The organism is Paenibacillus mendelii (assembly GCF_024498075.1).
In the GTDB taxonomy this organism is placed as follows: domain Bacteria; phylum Bacillota; class Bacilli; order Paenibacillales; family Paenibacillaceae; genus Paenibacillus_Z; species Paenibacillus_Z mendelii.
This window is the reverse complement of the sequence record NZ_JANHOF010000015.1, coordinates 126,923-145,516: the sequence shown is the minus strand read 5'-3', so window position 1 is coordinate 145,516 and position 18,594 is coordinate 126,923. Positions and strand designations below refer to the sequence as shown.

At 50.3% G+C, this 18,594-nt stretch carries 14 protein-coding genes and 1 pseudogene; 13 read left to right on the top strand and 2 right to left on the bottom strand.

Annotation, left to right across the window (positions count from 1 at the left end):
* Positions 1–62 precede the first annotated feature (62 nt).
* The 3 genes from NNL21_RS29560 (at position 63) to ilvD (ending at position 3,211) form a co-directional block, all read left to right on the top strand.
* Positions 63–638, top strand: coding sequence for a hypothetical protein (locus NNL21_RS29560; protein WP_204821900.1), 576 nt, complete (start codon positions 63–65; stop codon positions 636–638).
* Between the two features lie 193 nt (positions 639–831).
* Positions 832–1,497, top strand: coding sequence for a GntR family transcriptional regulator (locus tag NNL21_RS29555; RefSeq protein WP_204821899.1), 666 nt, complete (start codon positions 832–834; stop codon positions 1,495–1,497).
* Between the two features lie 22 nt (positions 1,498–1,519).
* Positions 1,520–3,211, top strand: a complete 1,692-nt coding sequence (ilvD, locus tag NNL21_RS29550) for a dihydroxy-acid dehydratase (protein ID WP_204821898.1) — start codon at positions 1,520–1,522, stop codon at positions 3,209–3,211.
* Between the two features lie 147 nt (positions 3,212–3,358).
* Here the strand turns inward: ilvD and tlp are convergent, their stop codons facing one another.
* The gene (gene tlp / locus NNL21_RS29545) at positions 3,359–3,589 is read right to left on the bottom strand and encodes a small acid-soluble spore protein Tlp (protein WP_204821897.1); all 231 of its coding nucleotides are present in this window, start codon (positions 3,587–3,589) and stop codon (positions 3,359–3,361) included.
* Positions 3,590–3,789: 200 nt separating this feature from the next.
* Here tlp and NNL21_RS29540 point away from each other — a divergent pair, with 200 nt between their 5' ends.
* From NNL21_RS29540 to NNL21_RS29505, 8 genes and pseudogenes are all read left to right on the top strand, one after another.
* Positions 3,790–4,989, top strand: a complete 1,200-nt coding sequence (locus NNL21_RS29540) for a copper amine oxidase N-terminal domain-containing protein (protein WP_204821896.1) — start codon at positions 3,790–3,792, stop codon at positions 4,987–4,989.
* A 38-nt stretch (positions 4,990–5,027) separates the two neighbouring features.
* Positions 5,028–5,183: pseudogene (locus NNL21_RS29535) on the top strand (penicillin-binding transpeptidase domain-containing protein); the annotation flags it as partial.
* 198 nt (positions 5,184–5,381) lie between these two features.
* Entirely contained in the window at positions 5,382–5,744 is a 363-nt protein-coding gene (locus tag NNL21_RS29530) for a VOC family protein (RefSeq protein ID WP_204821895.1), read from the top strand.
* A gap of 675 nt (positions 5,745–6,419) precedes the next feature.
* Entirely contained in the window at positions 6,420–12,131 is a 5,712-nt protein-coding gene (locus tag NNL21_RS29525) for a DUF5722 domain-containing protein (RefSeq protein ID WP_204821894.1), read from the top strand.
* A 185-nt stretch (positions 12,132–12,316) separates the two neighbouring features.
* Positions 12,317–12,544 carry a hypothetical protein gene (locus tag NNL21_RS29520; protein ID WP_204821893.1) on the top strand — a complete coding sequence of 76 codons (228 nt, stop codon included), beginning with the start codon at positions 12,317–12,319 and terminating at the stop codon, positions 12,542–12,544.
* Between the two features lie 120 nt (positions 12,545–12,664).
* The gene (locus tag NNL21_RS29515) at positions 12,665–13,549 is read left to right on the top strand and encodes a phosphotransferase enzyme family protein (RefSeq protein WP_204821892.1); all 885 of its coding nucleotides are present in this window, start codon (positions 12,665–12,667) and stop codon (positions 13,547–13,549) included.
* A 271-nt stretch (positions 13,550–13,820) separates the two neighbouring features.
* A complete protein-coding gene (locus tag NNL21_RS29510) occupies positions 13,821–14,723 on the top strand; it encodes an NAD(P)/FAD-dependent oxidoreductase (RefSeq protein ID WP_204821891.1) in 903 nt (300 codons plus the stop codon).
* A gap of 71 nt (positions 14,724–14,794) precedes the next feature.
* Positions 14,795–15,190 (top strand): RrF2 family transcriptional regulator, encoded by a 396-nt coding sequence (locus tag NNL21_RS29505; RefSeq protein WP_204821890.1) that lies wholly within the window; start codon positions 14,795–14,797, stop codon positions 15,188–15,190.
* 103 nt (positions 15,191–15,293) lie between these two features.
* Here the strand turns inward: NNL21_RS29505 and NNL21_RS29500 are convergent, their stop codons facing one another.
* Positions 15,294–16,556: an MFS transporter gene (locus NNL21_RS29500; RefSeq protein WP_204821889.1), complete on the bottom strand. Its 1,263-nt coding sequence runs from the start codon at positions 16,554–16,556 to the stop codon at positions 15,294–15,296.
* A 349-nt stretch (positions 16,557–16,905) separates the two neighbouring features.
* On the opposite strand from NNL21_RS29500, the gene NNL21_RS29495 reads away from it, so the two are divergent.
* Together NNL21_RS29495 and NNL21_RS29490 are read left to right on the top strand one after the other, a co-directional pair.
* On the top strand, positions 16,906–17,328 hold the full coding sequence (locus tag NNL21_RS29495) for a DUF3995 domain-containing protein (RefSeq protein WP_204821888.1): 423 nt from the start codon (positions 16,906–16,908) through the stop codon (positions 17,326–17,328).
* Between the two features lie 509 nt (positions 17,329–17,837).
* Positions 17,838–18,572: a Stf0 family sulfotransferase gene (locus NNL21_RS29490; protein ID WP_204821887.1), complete on the top strand. Its 735-nt coding sequence runs from the start codon at positions 17,838–17,840 to the stop codon at positions 18,570–18,572.
* Positions 18,573–18,594: the final 22 nt, after the last annotated feature.

Genomic DNA, 18,594 nt, shown 5'->3' with positions numbered 1-18,594 from the left:
CCAGTGGACATTCATTATCCGAGGAGGACCATGCGCCTAGGCCGAATTATCGCTTCGGACGCATGGCGATCCAACAGCCGCTTCCCTCGGTGCAGCGAATCGTGCTCAGCGGATTTAGCGCCGGGGTTGGACCGATTGTAGGTATGCTCCCAACCTCGATCGGTCAGAAGTTGAACGATCGGAGTTATGGAGCTAATGGATTCGACAGCCACTTTCTGTTCGGAGCCGATGTGGCACCCTTTCTACAAGCATGGAATGAAGTATGGGATCACGATGCGCCCGCGTATATTCGGGTCAATCTGGATAAGCATCTCCCCCAATGGATGTGTATTGACGGCCAACGAATGTCTCGCTGTTATCAGACGGATTATACCGGGTCGCAAGGCTGGATCGAGACAACGCCGATGCTCGAGTTCGTGTCTGGTCCTCTCAGGAAACCAGCGAACGGGCTTGTGGCAGCTGAACGACATTCCGAGAATCGCTGTTCTCTGGTCTACTTTGGCCAAAGTTACTTGAAGCATGCAACAAGTGCCGTACCTATCAATCCCGTCTTCTGGGAGGCGAGTGACGCGCACCAAGCTGTTCCTATGTTCACCTTCATGCATGCCGCATTGCTAAGGGGTTTGTCCAGACTCTAATAACAGCTGTCGATCACTGGTCGCGAAGAAGACATATTCGCTTTACTTGGAAGACCTAAGGCAGGAGCCGTATTACAGGCTGCTGCCTCTTTAGAATTGGAATAGAAGAATTCCTCAACCACATTCGCTATTGCGTATTGCATTCATATGCGATATATTGCATATAACTAAAACATGCTTAAGGATGATGACAATGCCAGTCCCCCAAAATTTTGTTTCTCCGGCGCGGATGACTGCGAAGGAAAGGGCCTTCTCCCAAATCCAACGCTGGATAATCGACGGAACGCTGCAGCCTGGTGAAAAACTGATCGATGCCGAATTGGCGGAGTCTCTTGGCGTCAGCCGTACACCGATTCGTGAAGCCTTTCAGCTGTTGGAGGTGCAGGGGCTCGTCTCGACCCATCCGGGTAAGGAAACGAAAGTGACGGTCATTGAGAAGGACGACATTGTCAACATGTATACAACGATGGCTGCTCTTCACGCTTTGGCGGCTGAAGTGACCGCGAAAGTCATTGTGCCGGAACAAGTCGAGCAGTTGAAAGCATTGAATCTGGAATTTGCAAATGCTATTGAGAGCGGACAGGCTTACCTAGCGATGGAATCGGATGAGCAGTTCCATAACTTGATCGTGGAGATTTCGGATAATCCATATATCACATCTTTTAGTACCTCGCTTCAAATTCATATCCGGCGATTCAAGTATGTGTTTTTAAAGCAGCCGATCCATGCGACTCAGGCATCGGTCGATGAGCACGCTTTGATTATTGCGGCCTTCGAGCTGAATGACGGGGATAGGGCGCAACTGTTAATGAAACAGAATTTGATTCGTCCCATGCAGGAGCTGCAGGGTTTACTATAAGCTGACAGGAGGAGAAGACAAGATGGCCGAGAGCAAGGATTTGCGTATTCGAAGCAAGGTAATCAGCGAAGGCGTCAACCGTGTACCGAACAGGGCGATGCTGCGGGCGGTTGGTTTTACGGATGAAGATTTTAAGAAGCCAATGATCGGTGTAGCGAGCACATGGAGCGAAGTAACTCCCTGCAATATGCACATCGACGAGCTGGCTGTGCAGGCGAAGCAAGGGGTTCGGGAGAATGGCGGAGCACCGCTTATATTCAATACGATTACGGTATCCGACGGGATTTCGATGGGACATGCCGGCATGCTGTTCTCGCTGCCAAGCCGTGAAGTCATAGCGGATTCGATTGAGATTGTTGCAGGAGCGGAGCGCTTCGATGGTCTTGTTGCGGTAGGCGGCTGTGATAAGAATACTCCTGCCTGCCTAATGGCGATCGGCCGGCTGAATATTCCTTCCGTCTATGTATATGGCGGCACGATACAACCAGGCAAGCTCCATGGCAAGAACGTTGATATTGTCTCGGCTTTCGAAGCGGTTGGCAAATATCACGATGGAAAAATGACAGATAAACAGCTCCATGAGATCGAATGCAGCGCTTGCCCGGGACCAGGCTCTTGCGGCGGCATGTACACCGCGAATACAATGGCGGCCGCTGCAGAAGCGATGGGGATGAGCCTGCCGGGTTCTTCGTCAACACCGGCAATCTCGCAGAACAAAGCTGCAGAATGCGCCAAAGCAGGCAAGCAGGTCATCTCTTTGTTGGAACAGGATATCTATCCAAGAGATATCATGACCAAGAAGGCATTCGAGAATGCCATAACAGTCGTCATGGCCTTGGGCGGCTCAACGAATGCGTTCCTGCATCTGCTTGCCATTGCGCATTCGGTTGGTGTGGATTTATCATTAGATGATTTCGAGCGGATCCGCCTGCGTGTTCCCCACCTGGCTGACTTGAAGCCAAGCGGACAACATGCCATGCAGGATTTGAACGATATCGGAGGCGTTCCAGGCGTAATGAAGATGCTGCACGCAGAGGGGCTTCTCCACGGTGATTGCTTAACGGTGACGGGTCAAACAGTGGCAGAGAATCTGGCTGAGGCAGCCCCGCTGCAGGATGATCAGGAGATTATCCGCCCGCTGGATAAACCACTGAAGCCAAACGGACCATTGGTCGTACTCAAAGGAAACCTGGCGCCTGATGGGGCTGTGGCCAAAATGTCGGGTATCAAGAAGCTGCGATTTGTCGGACCGGCAAAGGTATTTAACAGCGAGGAGGCTGCAACGGAGGCCATTCTGAATAATGAGATTCATAAAGGGGATGTACTGGTCATCCGTTATTGTGGTCCGAAGGGCGGACCCGGCATGCCTGAGATGCTATCGGTCACGGCGTTAATTGTGGGCAAAGGACTCGGAGGAGATGTCGCGCTCATGACGGACGGCAGATTCTCAGGGGGCTCGCATGGGTTTGTAGTCGGCCACGTATCGCCTGAAGCACAGGTAGGAGGGCCGATCGCGCTGCTGATGAACGGGGATATTGTAACCATCGATAGTGAAACGCAGCAGATTACGTTTGATGTAACAGAGGAGGAATTGGCCGATAGGCTGCAAGCATGGGTACAGCCTCCACTCAAAGTTACGTCAGGGGTGCTCGCCAAATATGCCCGTTTGGTCGCGTCAGCATCCAAAGGAGCCGTTACAGATCTTGTAGAATAGACAAATAGACATTCTTGTCCGCAAAGACATGGAATTTGACTTCCATCACATAACATTGTCTTCTAAATTGAAAACCGCCCCTGAATGCGAAGAAGCGTGAATCACGCATTCGTTCAGGGGCGGTTTGTGTTGGTGTGTCAGCAGGAACTATTGCTGATGCTGTTGGAACTGCTGCTCGTCTTCGATTTCGGATTTCATCCCCGCAATGCTTTCTTCGCGGCGTTCGTTCTTCGCTTCAATATTCTCGATTTCGCTCGCCGATATTTCATCGGCATGCTCGTCCAGATAATCAACCGCTTCGTTTAAATTCTCGGCCGTGTTTTCAGCCGCATTGTGCAGACGCTCCGCGTTGTTCGCACGGTTATCAGGTTTTGCCATGATTAAGCCTCCTCAAAAATAAGTATAGGGCGGCATTACGCAGCCCGATATAGCATGCGCTGGAAAGGGAGGAGATATTCGGATATGTCCATGTTGTTTCTTTATTTCCATAAATTAACTTTGGGATTAGCAACTTACTGCATTCTTAACGCGTCTAAGCATTGCATGCAAGTGAATTCCTATAGAAGGAGGATGTCTCCATGAATCCAAAATCACATGTACGATCTCTCGTCTTCGGCGCTGCTATTGCCACGGTCATCGCTCTATCGGTTCCGCTCTCCACATCTGCGGCACTAACATCTGGAACCAATGCTCTCTCAGCGAGTGGTATCAAAGTAACTCTGAATGGATCCGAATTTCAGCAGAAGACCTCTCCATTTATTGAGAACGACACCGTTTACTTGCCTGTCAGGGATATCGGAGAACTGCTTGGAACCATCGTCTTCTGGAACTCATCTGCAAAAATGGTGACGATGACCTACCCGGAGCTTATAGTCAAGCTGAACAACGGATCGACAATAGAAACGGTTAATGGAAAAGAGATGAAATTATCGGCGCCTATGCGGATCGTCAACGAACGCATTTATATCCCTTTGCGTTTCTTCTCGGAAGCTATAGGGGCAGATGTGAAATGGAATGGTTCAGCCCAAACAGTGAGTATTACAAAATCGGATCCATACATTACAGGTGGCACTATTTGGCTAAACCGCAAGACGGGTGACCTGTATATTGCCCATCCATATGAACAACCTCCGGTTAATGTAGGCAAGATTGATGCCGACATTCAGGGTGAGATTTCGTTTGGCGGAGGAGGGATCGACTCGAAGAACAGGATTGTTACAATCGTGGACAATTATGGGGAGCCTCGTACTCATTATGACACGTACAGCGTGCTCGTTCACAACAATAAGATCGTCAGCCAGAAGAAGGCTAGCTACTATCAGCGCTATGAGCAAAACTTGAGCTACTACCAATATTACGATCCGAACGGTTGGATTCAGAATACGGTACTGACCGACGGCAGAACGTTGACGATCTTCAATGAAGAAGGGAAGGCAGTTAGGGAGTACGATCTACCCACTCTTGTCGGCAAGGACGAGGTATACTCGGTACTCGGGGCCGGCGAGAACTTCCTAATCGTACGGCCGAATAAGACAGGGTTCCTGACGCTGATTAATCTGGAGGACAATTCCACGGTAGAGCTGTACGACAAGCTGCTCTCTGGCAAAGATCTGGAGTATGCCCGGAATAACGTTGTTCCTTATCATGGGGATGAGTTAAAGTTTGTCGGCGCAGAATGGACCGAGGACGAGCTAATCTTCATGTACAGAAGTCCATTTGACAGCAAGGATCGTGAATATACTCGTTTGACTTATAAACGGCACTCAGCGGCTGAATAAAGAAACGTGTGCAAATTGGAGACCGGAAAAAAGTAGAGAACGCCGTGTTTATCGCATTTGCCCCTCAGGAGGATCCCAAGCTAGCTGTCGCTGTCGTCATTCCCGACGGCGGGTATGGCGGCTGGAGCGCTGCACCGATCGCGCGAAAAATATTCGATGTATACGACGAAGTCATTGGATTGAAAACAAACTAATTAGCGAGACCATTCAAGTTTCGGAGGATAAAATCTTACACCTCCATCAAGGAGCCGCGGAAACCGCGGTTTTTTTGATAGATATACAGCTTTGACCCTGCCTTGGGGAAAGTATGAATAGGATAATTCAGGAAGGATAATGAGGTACAGAAAGCGAATATTTTAGTGGTATCCAAAACCTAAATCTGGAGGGAAATCATGAAAGCTGCTAAGCTTCGTCCATTCATTCCATCAGGTGAAGATTACTCGCTTGCCCAACGTTTTTTTGAAGATCTTGGTTTTGAGAAGGTATACTCCGACAGTGGATTGAGTATCTTTCGAATTGGAGAACAGGAGTTCTTTCTGCAAAACTTTCACAATCAAGAATTCCAGAACAATTACATGGTAGAACTGGTTGTCGAGGATCTGGATGGCTGGTGGACGCATATCCAAACCGTCGTTCGAGAGAAGGAGTATCCAGTCCGGATCAAAGAGCCGACCGTCTATCCTTGGGGAAAGCGGGAGATCAATTTAATTGATTTATCCGGTGTTTGCTGGCATATTTCGGAGCCAATCAAATAAAACTCTACGTTGTCAATACGCAGCAATGCCCGCATCGATATGCTGTTGCGGGAACGGGAACCTATAGCTTCACGAAGAGCATCCGTCTGCCCCGATGCTGACAATAATGATGAAGAAGATCATCAGAATCTCTGCATCTCGCACTTTGCGCCAGCCTCAGTTGCATATTGTGCAAACCGGAAACTTTCGTGCCTATATTCTCGTTCCCCCGATGCGGAGAACTGTCCAACTTTTGGTAAATACAATTGTCCGGCCAGCCACTAAACTTAGATTGGGTAGCGTGATCTAGCTGGGAAAGTCCGGGTACAGGTAAATCACGAGCACAGTGACAAACAGGGAGGGAACCTATGCAGGCAAAATACACGTTCATTCCGTAGAAGGTGGGAACACGCGTGGGCTGGTTCGTATCAGACGGATTCACCATGGGCTAGTCATGAATTCGTGGATGGTTGAGGGGCTTGCACAAAAAGCGTTGAACACAGCGCGGTTTCGCGGCGATGAACGCTGCCGTGCGGAAGTAAGATATACAAATTGTTATGTAGGGCGGTGAAAAGTGGAAATTAACTCTCTAAATTGAAAGCGCTTCCATTTCAGAGGTTTTTTTTCATACAATGGGAAGGAGCGGTTCGAAGATAAGGAAAGGTTCTTCAATCATGAGATGGAAGGGGTATCGCAATGATGTCATTAATTCAACGTGGCTGTGGTGCATGGCTAGCGGCTGTCTTATTGGTTACGGCTTGGACGGGAGGTGCAGGAGCTGCAGCTGCTTCAGTCTCGGAGCATCTCGAGCAGACGTCCAACATGCGTACGGTTGACCTGTTTCATCCTTACCGCGTGATCGACGACTTCGAGACCAATGAATCGCTGGCGAACTGGCAAGCGGGGGAACATACACAGTCCGTTAGCCGGGTGAACTCGGAGTTGAACGTGTTCGCTGCCGATCAAGGCTTGTATTTTCTTACCGCTAAGAGTGAGCTAAATCTTCAGAATAACGTATGGCGGACCGTATACCGCGAATTCGCAGAGCCTCTTGACCTGTCGGAATCACGGTATATTATGATGGCTTTCGCTCATTACGGGTATCTGCCGAACGATATGCCCTATCTGGTCCGGATCCGGGCTTACAGCGGAACGAGCTTCGAAGAGGGAATCGTAAGGACGACAGAGAACAAGTGGAACCGTATCGGTCTCATGATTGGCGAGTGGGCAGGCCGGAACTCGATTGACAAACTCGAAATCAGTTGGCAGCATGCCTACGACAGGGCTGTCGATCCCTTCCCCGGCGGAGATCCGCTGCCGTATTGGCCGGATCCGAAGTTCCAGGTCGACTACGTACACGCGGCCAATGATCTGGGCTGGCAGTTCCAATACCCTGGGGATGCGGAAGGCTGGACGGGTAATGATTCGACTTTGCCATTAACGACTCAGAACGGTCGCTTATCGATACCCGTAACGGGAACGGGAGCGGGAGCGGCAATTACTTCGAATGTTACGCGGATCGACGCTTCAAGTCAGAATGTTGTGCTGCTGAAGCTGCGGAACCAGTCCGCGAACACCCAGGGCCTCCTCTCCTGGACGACCGAGGCGGATCCTGTATTCAGTCCGTCCAAGTCGCAGACGTTCCAGCTTGTGGCGTCGGACGGTGAGACCAGGACCTATGCGATCCGGTTGGCCGCCCAACCGCTTTGGACAGGTGAGGTGAACCGGCTGCGGATCTCGCTCACGGATAATCCGGGTACGGCAGGGAGCTTAGAGCTGGAGGAGATTGCCCTCGACCGTGATGACCGCCCACCGGTCGAATATATCGGATCGGTAAGCGAGGTTAGCGTAGGCGAGGATCTGATTACGTTAAAGGGAACAGCTTCGCCCCCGGGTACTGCAGCCGGAACGAAGCTGGCCCTATATGAACTGGCCCCTTATGAGCATGAAGCCAATACGTCATCCCTGGCACCGGCAGCGGTACAGGACGCGTCCTCAAGCGGCGGCGCATTCACCTTCTCCATTCCGAGATACGATGGGGAGCGCGACAGATACTATTCCAAGTTTCTTGTCGCGGAGCTCGACCCGGATTCATCGGTGCCTCCGCGGTATGTCGATGCGCCGAAGTACGCGACAGACATTACGTTCGATGCCCGGCATCAATACTCGTACCCGACGGCGCATTCGAAAAAAGGTCTTCAAGTCATGATGAGCGACGATGCAGAGGAGCTTGGCGCGGCGCACGCCGCCGTTAACGTTGTCTTGACCGGACTGATGTACAAGGGGAACTCCAATCCGTCCAACACGATTGCCTATTCCATGGATGGAGAAACCTATTATTTTCAGAAAGGCTATGTGGAATCCCTTGATCGACAAATCAAGCCGCTATCCGATAACGGAACGATCGTCAATCTGGTGCTTATTCTATATGCGTCGCAGGATCCGAATACCATGACCGATGTTCTCATGCATCCGGATGCCGATCCTTCTCAAGGGGGGACCGTATTCGCCTTCAATACAGCTAATGAGGCAGGAGTCAAGGCATTCCGAGCTGCGATGGAGTTTATAGCCGACCGCTATACGCGTGAGGACGAGAAATACGGCCGTGCAGTCGGTTATATCGTCGGTAACGAAGTGGATGCCCAGTGGGAGTGGCAGAATATGGGCGAGAAATCGGTCAGGCAATTCATTGAGCAATACGAGCCGGCGGTTCGGATCGCTTACTTGGCGGCCCGTAAATATTATGATCATGCCCGTGTCTATGTTTCGCTGACCAACAATTGGACAAAGCCTGCAGGCGGTAATCCTATGCGGTATTACAAAGCGCGTGAAATCATCGATTTAATGAACGAACAAGCCAATCATGGCGGGAATTATCCATGGCATGTCGCCTTTCACCCGTATCCCGAGGATTTCTTCAACGCAGACCCTTGGAACGACGAACGCGCCATAGACAGCGCCGATTCGCCGCAGATCACCTTCAAGAATCTGCATGTCTTGAACGACTACATGAAGCGAAATGAGCTGCTGCTGAACGGGTCGCCGCGCCGGATCATTCTGTCTGAGCAAGGCATCCATACGGCAGACGGTTCGGAAGCCGCTGCCAAGCAGCAAGCGGCAGCATTCGCCTATGCGTATTACAAAACGCTGTTCCTCCCAGGCATCGATTCATTCATCTGGTTCAGCCATATCGATATACCATCGGCAGGGCTGAACATGGGGCTGTGGACACAGGATCCGGAGAAAACTGTGCCCTTTACCCCCAAAGGCAAGAAGTTCATCTATGACGTGTTTAGAGATATCGATACGGAACGGTCGCTTGAAGCCGCAGCATTCGCCAAGCCGATTATCGGCATCGAGGAATGGCAAGATGTTATCACGGGGTTTGATCCGAATGCGCTTGCGGTTCGAAACCTGCAGGAGCGCTCGCCGATCCGATTCGTCTCCGATTCGGGGCCACACTCGCAGGGGGATAGCTTCGAGTCGGGGACGGACGGCTGGGAACCGGCTGACAACGTGATGTCTGCCGTTCAATCGAGCGGGGATGCTTACGAGGGCACGGGTGCGCTGGAAACCGCTTTCTCCGATCTTGCCCTTAAGTGGCGCGGAGTGTCCAAACGTCTGGCGTCCCCTTATGATGCGGGGGATCACCCATATCTCCGTCTAGCCGTCAAGCTGACAGGGACTTCGCCAGGTACGCCTTATTATGTGAAATTGAAGGTATACAGCGGAACGGATTGGACGGAAGGAGTCGTCCGCGTCGATCCGGAACAGGGTTGGATTCCGCTGTCGCTCGATCTGAGCGGCTGGAGCAAGCGCCATTCGATCGACAGGCTGAAGATAGGGGCGGTTTCCTCGGGCAATCGGACCTGGTCCGGCAAGGTGCTGGTCGACGATGTCGGGTTCACCGGTGCCCCTCTTACGAGGCCCGGCAATTACGACGCATTGGCCACGCTTATGGAATCCGCGCCGGCGCCGGGCGGAGCCATGACGGTCCGGATCACGAATTACGATTCTGAACCGATGCAGGGAACGGTTGAATTGGCGGGGCATAACGGAATGGTCTTGGATAAGTCTGCGCTGGATGTTAACGGAATTGCATTCGGTGAGACAAGAAGCTACCCGTTGACCATAACCGAGCTCCACTCGGTACCGGGTGCCAAACCAGGCATCCGCTTCAGTTATATGGGCCAGACGCTAGACCAAACCTTCGACAGCGGTAAGCCGACGGGAGAGAACCAGCTGCCGTCCTTCGAGAAACTGTTGTATAATTTCGAAGCCGCAACATTGGGATGGACCGGCGCCGAGCATGTGGACGAAGTCAAGAGCGTGGACCGGATTGCGAACGCGCCGTTCGGACCGGCACTGGGCGCCTACGTCCTGGAAGCGTCGTTCCCTACGATGGCGGCGGACACATGGCGAACGGTCTCCGTCACGCCCGAACAGCCGCTTGATCTGACGGAAGCAGACGCCATCTTCTTACATGTGAACAGCTATGGAGGCAGCGGAGGCACCGGGTATGAGACCAGGCTTCGTCTCCGCAGCGGCGATCATGTGCTGGAGAACATCATTCAGACCCGCGCGGATGCGTGGAACCGGGTCGAAGCGGACATAAGCGGCTGGCCTTACCGGAATAACGTTCAATCGATGGAGGTATCATTCCGTGCAGTCGGCACATCAGAGCCTTGGTATGGCTCGAGATTCCAGCTGGACTATATCGGCCTGGTCCGCCATGATAATGTGGAAGATCCGGCTGATTTGGAGGAAATGGTCATGCAGCCTTTTTGGCAGGGAGAACGTATGGTGAATGAATCCGTATTGATGATGTCGCGCGACGGCGAACCGGCCGAAGCTTCACTGCTATTCGAGCCGATTCGCGTCGAGTCGGTGATGAGCGCGCGTCTAGATATGGAATATGTGGAGGGGATCGATTGGGTACTTGAGGATGGCAAGCTAAAGCTGACCCCCAATACACGCATTCCATATATGGCCGATACAGAAATGTATTTGCCAGAATACATTCCGAATGTGAGCATGCCCAGAAACGGCGGAGGCGGCGTCATATTCCGTGAAGGCTCCTTCTTCCATGACCGGCAAATTGTCGTCACCTATACGCATGAGTCCGATGCCTGGAAGGGACCGACGCCGTTGTATGCGGACACAGCACTGCCCCGAACGACTGACAGGCTGAAGAACGGTGAGCCAATTAGGTTTGTTCTCTATGGGGACAGCATCTCGGTCGGAGCGAATGCCAGCGGCTTCACGCAGGTACCACCTTATCTGCCTGTCTGGGGGCAGCTTGCGGCGCAGGAATTGGAACGACGGCATGGATCGGACATCACCTTCATCAACCCGTCGGTTGGCGGAACGACCTCTTCATGGGGAGTGGAGCAAGCGAAGACGCTCGTAGCCGATCAACAACCTGATCTTGTAATCATCGCATTCGGCATGAATGACGGATCGGGTACCGGGCGCGGAGACGGTACCGAACCGGCACTCTTCAAACAGAATATTGCAACGATCATCCAGACCGTACGCGCGGACAATCCGGATGCGGAGTTCATCCTCGTCGGTACCACGCTGCCCAATTCGGAGACCTTCTTCTTCGGAAAACATCCGCTCTATTATCCGGTATTAAGTGAGCTGGCGGGCGAGCTGAGCGGAGTCGCCGCGGCCGATATAACCGGGGTGCACGCAGAGCTATTGAAGAAGAAGGCGTTCCACGACATGACCGGCAACAATATCAACCATCCGAACGATTTTCTTTCGCGGTGGTACGCGCAATTTGTCGTCGGCATGTTAAGCTTGCCGGAAGAAAACCCGCCGGTTGAAGGGCAGCCGGGCAAACCGGTCCTATCGCATAACAACGGGCATGATACGGGGTTACAAGACGGTGACTACACCATCACGATGAATATGTGGTGGGGAAACAATGGCACCTCGTATAAGTTGTTCGAGAATGGCCGTGAGATCCACCGCAGGTCGCTTGTCCCCTCGACTCCTACAGCTCAAGCTGCATCCTTCGAGGTCAAGGGGAGAATGAACGGAACCTATGTCTACACTTGCGAGTTGACCAATTCCGCGGGCACGACCTCATGCGAGCCAATCACGGTGGTGGTGACCGATGCAAATCCCGGTAAACCGGTTCTCGCAAGCGACAACTGGGATCAGGATGGGAACTATCAGGTTAAGATGAACATGTGGTGGGGAAGTAACGGCCATACGTACCGATTGTATGAGAACGGAATACTGGTCGAGGAAAAGCCTATTGCAATGAAGACACCGGGATCGCAGTCCACGATAACACCGTTCACAGGCAAGCAGCCTGGCAGCTATCTCTATCGCGCAGAGCTAATTAACGACAATGGTGTGACGGAGAGCGAAGAATTGACGGTTACAGTTCGATAATTGCGCCGTATTGACACGCTTGCCGAACAACCTAATAAAGCCGCGTGTCGACGAGAGTCGGCTGCGCGGCTTTATGCCGTTCGATACAGCCAATTTATCATTTCTTCCACCTGGGAACTGCGTTATTATGGAGTGAGATGATATGAGCAGAGCAGAGTAGAGCTGAGCTGAGGAAGGTGAGCTGGATGAAGACATTCATTGAGAAGGCAATCGTAACGGATGCGAGTGAAATACTTGCATTGCAAAAAGTTTGTTACAGAATTGCGATCCTTTACAATGATTATTCCATTGAACCGCTTGTACAATCATTAGAAGGCTTGGAACAACAATTCAACATTTACATGATACTCAAAGCCGTAGTGGGCAAGAAGCTGATCGGTTCTGTAAGAGCCTATGTAGAATTGGATACGTAATTTCCGTTTCGTATTTATGGAGAAAACAAGTCAGCAATAGGCCATTATGACACATCTTTATCGAATATCACGCACAAGACCCCGTTGCTCCTTACAAAGACGAACAAGGAGGATATAGTCATGGCTGCGCACGATGCGGATTTTCCTCATGAGGAAGTATTGGAAAAGTTTGCTGTACAGGTCGTTGCAGCACTGGGAGGCAGAATCAATCAACACTGGCTCGTGAAATGTCGAGGCGAATTGATGGTGCTGCGCCTTTGGTCGAAAACAGCAGAGGATATTGACTACGAAGTCGATATCCTCACAAGAATAGCTGCTTTGGGATGGCCAGTGGCACGTGTTGCGGAAGGGCCGTACTTGATAAGAAATCAAGTATGGTGTCTATTTCCGTATCTTCCTGGCGAACCACCCTCCGTCGTTGACCCGATAGCCGAACAACGTGCGCGGGGGCGTCTTTTGGCTCAATTCCATGCTGATCTGAATAAGCTGACGGGGGTTAGACAGCGCGGCAATTGGCGCCGATGTGAAGAAATCCTTAGCGACCAGTCGTTAGATTATCTACTGTCTGACCAGGAGAAGAAGAGACCTGAAGAGGTACAGTTATTACGATGGCACCTGGAGCGGGCTCGTGAACGGGTAGCGGGAATGCAGCTGGTGAATCGGCAGGGCATTCTGGTTCATGGTGATTTCACACCGTGGAACTTGCGATATCAAGAGGGGCGTCTCTCAGGCTTACTCGACTTCGAGCTTGCACATATCGACCATCGCGTTGGCGACTTTGCACTTTCATGGCGCGGGAAGTATGACCAGATTATTCACGGGTACGACGAAGTATCGCCGCTTGAGCCAGAGGAGTGGGAGCTCCTCACGCCTATGTGGTGGGCAGGACTTATTGATCTCGCTTGCAGTCACCTTGCGGACGGAACGCAAGACGATGGCTGGATTATGAAGAAATTGCTGGAGAGGTCGCCCTTGATGGGGCGTGATGCTAACGCATTCCCATAGGCTTATTGCTTAAAAGATCGATCGCAAGTTGTGCGGGCAACGGGGTTTCTCTGAGGCGCTTGACGCGAACGAGCATTCCTGAAGTATGCGGTTCAACTGCAACCCGCCAGCTTGTTGATTTACATTCGCATAAAGGTTATTATAGATATCTGAAGTCTATTATAGATATGAAACACGATGGCGGTTCAGTATGAATTCCTTTCCGCCGTATTTTTTCATACTGTTCATAGACATAATGAGTCTATAAAATCTCTTTAGGGGAGTGTTCCTTATGATGTACGATTGTGCCATAATCGGCGGTGGACCGGCAGGATTAAATGCAGCATTGGTGCTAGGCAGGGCAAGAAGAACCGTAGCGTTGATAGACAATAATGAACCTAGGAACAGAGTTACGCATGCTTCCCACGGATTTCTTACCCGTGACGGTATCGAACCTGCCGAGTTTAGGCGAATCGCTTATGGAGAGGTGCTCCGTTATCCGTCGGTTCAGCATTGGCCGGTCGAAGTAACGGATATTCGCAGCAAGGAGCAGGGATTTGAAATCCTGACTATGAACGGTGAGCTTATAGTAGCCAGAAAAGTAATTCTATCTGTCGGTTTGAAGGAAATCTTACCGGAAATAACGGGACTGCAGAGCATGTATGGAAGAAGTCTGTTCAACTGTCCTTATTGCGATGGCTGGGAACTGAGGGATAAGCCACTTGTAATTGTGTCGGACGATCCGGGAGTTTATCATATGGCCAAAATGATTTACAACTGGAGCAGGGATTTAATTGTATGTACGAACGGTCAGGTCCTTTTAACGAAGGAACAGAAGGATCAGCTTGAAGCTAAAGGAATTCAGATTATCGAAACTCCCATTGAAGCGTTCTATGGTCCGAACGGTTTGTTGGAACAGGTAATCTTTACAGACGATACACGCATTGAACGAAGCGGAGGATTTATTCGTCCGAAATTGCTTCCAAACTCATTATTCGCCAAGCAGTTGGGCTATGAAGCCTCCGACAATGGGATGATAACGGCTGATGAAATGGGCAGGAGTACGGTTTCTGGATTGTATGTGGCAGGAGATGCGGCTTATGTGGGACCGTCTCAATTGATTTTCGCCGCCGCTTCCGGTAGTAAAGCTGCAGCGGCCGTCAATATGGATCTGACAGAAGAGGACTTTGCCTAATGGTGAAGGACTTGCCTCACTCTCGAATCAACGTTATTATAGATGAATAAAGTCTGTATTCGAGGTGTTCCATGAAGTATTCACAAGCAACCGACTATGCGCTCCATGCGATGCTTTATCTGGTGGATGAAGCACCGGATAAACCGGTGAGCGTGCAGCTTTTAGCCGAGAAATTAGGCGTTTCCCAGACTTATCTATCCAAGATGCTGACCAAATTGGTCAAGGCTGGATTAATCCACTCCATATCAGGCGCTAACGGAGGATACCGACTCAAACGCAGCCAAGAGGATATCTCTTTTCTGGATGTGATTCAGGCGATCGAGGGTACGGCTTCTCTGTTTGAATGCAGCTTTAACCATAGAAACGAATGTTTGATTCAACAGGTTGTGGTAGAGGCCGAGCTGCAAATGGAGCAGTTTCTGAAGAGTAAAAAAATTGCTGATCTGGCCAAACAGGTCAAAGGTTAGCAAATGGATAGAGAACAACGCCCGTCGTTCATTAGTCAATCATGAACGACGGGCGTTTGTAATTATGCTGGTATGGTGACGGAGGTCTGCGCCATGGTCAATCTCATATTACGGAAGAGCTGCCCACGGCTTTCTCGGTTTGGGGTGGAACGACACCCTTTAACTTAAACAGTGGGGAAAGAACCGCTACGCCCACTAGGAAGAATAAACCTGCAATCACGTACAGCGGTACGAGCGAGATCGCGTTTTTGAGTGCGCCGGATAACATCATTGTCACAACCATCGAGCCGATGAATAACGGATTCAGAATCCCGTTGACGCGGCCTATGAACTTTTCCTCCGTATTTTGTAAAATCATCGTGTTGATTCCGATCTGAATGCACGGAAGCACAAACCCGCTTACGAACTGAAGACCCAGTGTGAACCAATAATCTTTCGACAGTCCCATGGCGATCATCGTCAAGCTGTCGACCGCCATACCGAACGCCAGAAGCTTCTGAGGCGATACTTTGCTGGAGAGACTCATCGCGAGCACACCGCCGATAATCATCGCGATGCCGTTGACCAAGAGGAACCATTGCAAGTAATCTTCAGGCTTCCCAAGCCGCTCCGTAATGAGGAAGATACCCATCGGCTGAATAAGGCCGAGGCCAAGCCCTGCAGCAATGAAGCCGCCGCCGAGTTTACGGAGAATAACACTGGACCACACGTATCGAAAACCCGCCTTGATGTCTTTCGACAGCTGCGACTTGTGTTTCTCGTCCTCGTCTTGACGGTCACGGGGCAGCAAGGCGAGCGAAGCTGCCGACAGCAGAAAGGCCACGCCCATTACGCCGATAGCGAACTTGATGCCATAGTTCTGATATACGAACGTGCCGACGACCGGCCCGAAAATCATAAATACTGCGAATAACGTTTGATACACCGACATGCCCTTTTGCATTAAATGCTCGGGCACATGCAGCTTGAACAGCTTCATGCCGGCAGGCTGCGAAAATTGAGATAGGATTGCCGAGACTAATGTCGCGAAGAAAACCGCTTTCCATGTGCCGTTCATCATTGCAAAGAGCACTGCGAGAATGGAAACCGCGCTTAATAGGTCACACCACACCATTGTCCTTTTCGGCCGCCAGCGGTCTGCGAAAGTGCCTCCAATAAACGAAAAAATGAAGATTGGCGCGAACTCCGCAACGGAGATGAGCGAGACGGCGAACGCATCGTCATTCGTCATTTCTTTGACATAAAACAAGATGGCGATATTTCGCACCCATATTCCGATTTGCAAAAACAACGTAGACATCAAAATCGCTTGCACGAACCGGTTGCTCAGCAGTGAAGACGCCGACACAGGTTGATTGTCATTCATGAATCCCACCCTTTCAATTTCCGGATTTCCTGAGAAAACCATTGTACTACCTATAAATAGTACTCGATGTTCCAATGCTCTATAAGCATCGCCAGAATGAAAGATCTCTCCGTCCTAAGACCGATGCGAAGCGTGTTGACAACGTAATTCCGGAGTAGTTATCTAAGCCGGATTAAATCGATACACCATTGCGGGTATGCACGAGGTTCGGATCGAAATTCTTGCCCGGACGCTAAGAACTGCTTCGTATAAGTATCAGTCGAGATATGAAAGAGATGTTCCTATGTGGTTGTGCACCGTATTATTGTTAGGCATGATTAGCATGTGAAATATTAATGGAGGTGTTTCAATGAAAATCATCATGACGTTATCATCCTTAAGTCTCTTGGGTCTGATTAGTATCCTGCATGTGTATTGGGCGTATGGTGGCCGCTGGGGGAGCACGGCTGTCATCCCTTCGAAGGCGGGGGATAATAAACCGGCCTTTGTTCCTGGTAAGTCAGGTACGCTATTGGTGGCGATTCTTCTTCTATTCGTTTGTTTCATTCTAATGGTTCTAGGAGGATTTATACCTTATTTAAAGACAACGAACATAATAAGAGCAGGATGTATAGGTTGTGCAGTTGTTTTCATTCTTCGGGCAATAGGTGACTTTAATCTTGTCGGATTTTTTAAGAAAGTAAAACACACTGTATTCGCTAAAAATGATACTTGGCTCTATAGTCCGCTTTGTGTCTATTTCGGGATCACATGCATAATATTATTGTTTTAATCGGCAACTGGAGAAACTGAGCATTCGTTTCATGCGGGAGACCTTCAAATTTCCGGAAATTCGTCAATAACAAAGTCCACTGCAGCTAGTTGCGGGGATGCCGAAACCAACAGCCCCCGTAGACGATGTACCGAATGCTTTCCGTCCGCGCCACCCTGCACCGCCTTTCCTAATCGGTCTTCCTTGCGCCAAATTCAGTCTAAGTTTTTCGGTTCTTATTCATGTTTCAATTCTCTTAGCTGGATTTGGTCGCGTAAAGTTACTTATAAATTTAATTTACCTTGATCGTCTATTAGGAAATGATTACACTACATACATAAATGTGTAATATTGGGTTGCAGGAGAACAGAATGAGCGTGTTCACTTATCCGGTTCTCCTCTTATGAAAAGCCGCAGATGAACCTTCGTTCATTCGTGGCTTTTGTTGTGCTGCCCATTGATCTATTCACATGGAAAGGAGTATGCGCGATGATCAAACACACCAGAAGGACATCAAAGGAGGAATTACTATGAGACAACCTAAACAAAGCTATACGATCTGGTATTCACAACGGACGGGAAGTACATTATTAAACCATGCGTTAGCTTCCACAGGGGTTGCAGGGAATCCCTGTGAGTGGATGAATGGGGCATTTGGGGGATCAATCGAGACGGTTCGTAAAGAAGATATCGAACAGATGTGGGAAGCAGGTACAACTTCAAACGGGGTATTCGGGGTGAAGACGTCACTGAGCGCAAAGTGGATTCATGCTTTACGGAAGCTATATGATCTGCCGGAAACAGCGACTCAGGCTGAGGTTTGGCGCGCGGCTTTTCCGAATTGCAGCAAGCATATTTGGATGACGCGGAGAAACAAAGTGCGTTTGGCTGTGTCGTGGTGGCGCGCAATCGTTTCCGGTGAGTGGCATAGAACCTATGGGGAGAAGCCGCAAGAGCATGATATTGCCGATAATTATAATTTCGAAGCGATTTCTCATTTGTTTATCGAGTGCTCGATTCGTGAGGCTGCTATGGAACAATTTTTCTCGGAGGAGGGTATCGTGCCGCTGACGATTGTCTACGAGGATTTTATATTAGATTACGAAGGAACGGTTATGAGAGTGTTAGATTTCTTGAATATTCCAACGGACCATGTTCATGTATCCCCGCCGTCACTCGATCGACTGGCAGACGATGTCGCTGAACAGTGGGTACAACGGTTTCGGGAAGAACGCCAGAAGGGATGGGAGAATATAGCGTGGTAAAAAATCACTATAATCCTGCTCC